Below are 1,317 nucleotides of genomic sequence, written 5' to 3'. Positions count from 1 at the left end.
GGTTCTTCACGGAATCTCGGGAAACACAGAAACAAGAACGCCGATTTGATTGATGATGTTCGTGCGAGCAAACACATCTAACAAACCGGCGTTCTTATGCGCGATATTAATACTTTCCTTCCCTTTTGGGAGGGCTTTTCTGTCGTCACAATCGAACCTGACGGTGATGCCCTCCAAATCGACCTGATCCCCCGCGCGACCCAGTTCCCCACTTGCAGCGGCTGCCAAAAGCTCTGCTCTACCACTCATGAGTACTGCGAGCGAGTCGTGCGTGACCTGCCGATCCTTGGCCGTGCGGTGCGTCTCAACGTTCTGCTTAGGCGTGTTGGCTGCCGTGATTGCGGCAAGCGTATGGAAGCTGTCAGTTGGCTAGATCGTTACGCCCGGATGACGCGCCGATTGGCAGAGGCCGTTATTCACGCTTGCGAACGCCTTCCCACATTGCATGTCGCGCAGATGTTCGGACTGCACTGGGACACCGTCCGATTGCTGGAACGGCGCGCGTTACAAGCGACGTTGAGTGCTCTTCCCAAGGCCCAGCCACGACGCTTGGTAATGGACGAGTTTGCACTGTTCAAGGGTCATCGCTACGCCAGCGTGGTGCTGGATGCCGATACGCGGCGAGTGCTGTGGATAGGTGAAGGCCGCAGTCGAGCGGCGGTCAGGCCATTTTTCGAAGAACTGGGGCCTGAAGGATGCGCTCGAATTGAAGCGGTAGCGATGGACATGAACACGGCTTATGACCTGGAGGTTCGCCAACATTGCCCAAAAGCACGGGTTGTATATGACTTGTTTCATGTGGTCGCCAAATATGGCCGAGAGGTGATTGATCGTGTCCGTGTTGATGAGGCGAATCGCCTGCGCCATGACAAACCTGCTCGCAAGGTCATCAAGCAGGCACGGTGGTTGTTATTGCGCAACCCGGAGAACCTCAAAAAGCAAGAGCAGCAGGTTCACTTGCATGACTTACTGGCCGCCAACCAATCGTTAATGACGGTCTACTTGATGAAGGCTGAACTCAAAATGTTGTGGTCGCCGAGCGATGCCTGGGGCTGGCGATCAGCTTGGAAACAGTGGCTGCGACACGCTCACGAAAGCGAAATACCTGCTCTGATCCAGTTCGCCAAGCGTCTTAAGGGTTACTGGCGGGGCATCGTGAGCCGGGTTCGCTGGCCGATGCACACCGGCCAGTTGGAAGGGATAAACAATCGAATAAAGGTCATCAAACGGATGGCGTACGGCTACCGGGACAGCGAATTCTTTTTCATGAAGATCAAGAGTGTCTTTCCCGGTAATCCGTGAAGAACCTTTTTTTTG

General features: G+C 54.7%; 1 protein-coding gene. It reads left to right on the top strand.

Annotated features, from left to right (window positions below; translation table 11 throughout):
* The first annotated feature begins 96 nt into the window (after positions 1-96).
* Positions 97-1,302: an ISL3 family transposase gene (locus DYL59_RS31265; RefSeq protein WP_135292634.1), complete on the top strand. Its 1,206-nt coding sequence runs from the start codon at positions 97-99 to the stop codon at positions 1,300-1,302.
* The last annotated feature ends 15 nt before the right edge of the window (positions 1,303-1,317 follow it).

The sequence above is a fragment of the Pseudomonas kairouanensis genome (genome assembly GCF_004682055.1).
Taxonomy (GTDB): Bacteria; Pseudomonadota; Gammaproteobacteria; order Pseudomonadales; family Pseudomonadaceae; genus Aquipseudomonas; species Aquipseudomonas kairouanensis.
The sequence above is the reverse complement of the archived record's forward strand: the minus strand, read 5'-3'. Positions and strand labels throughout refer to the sequence as shown.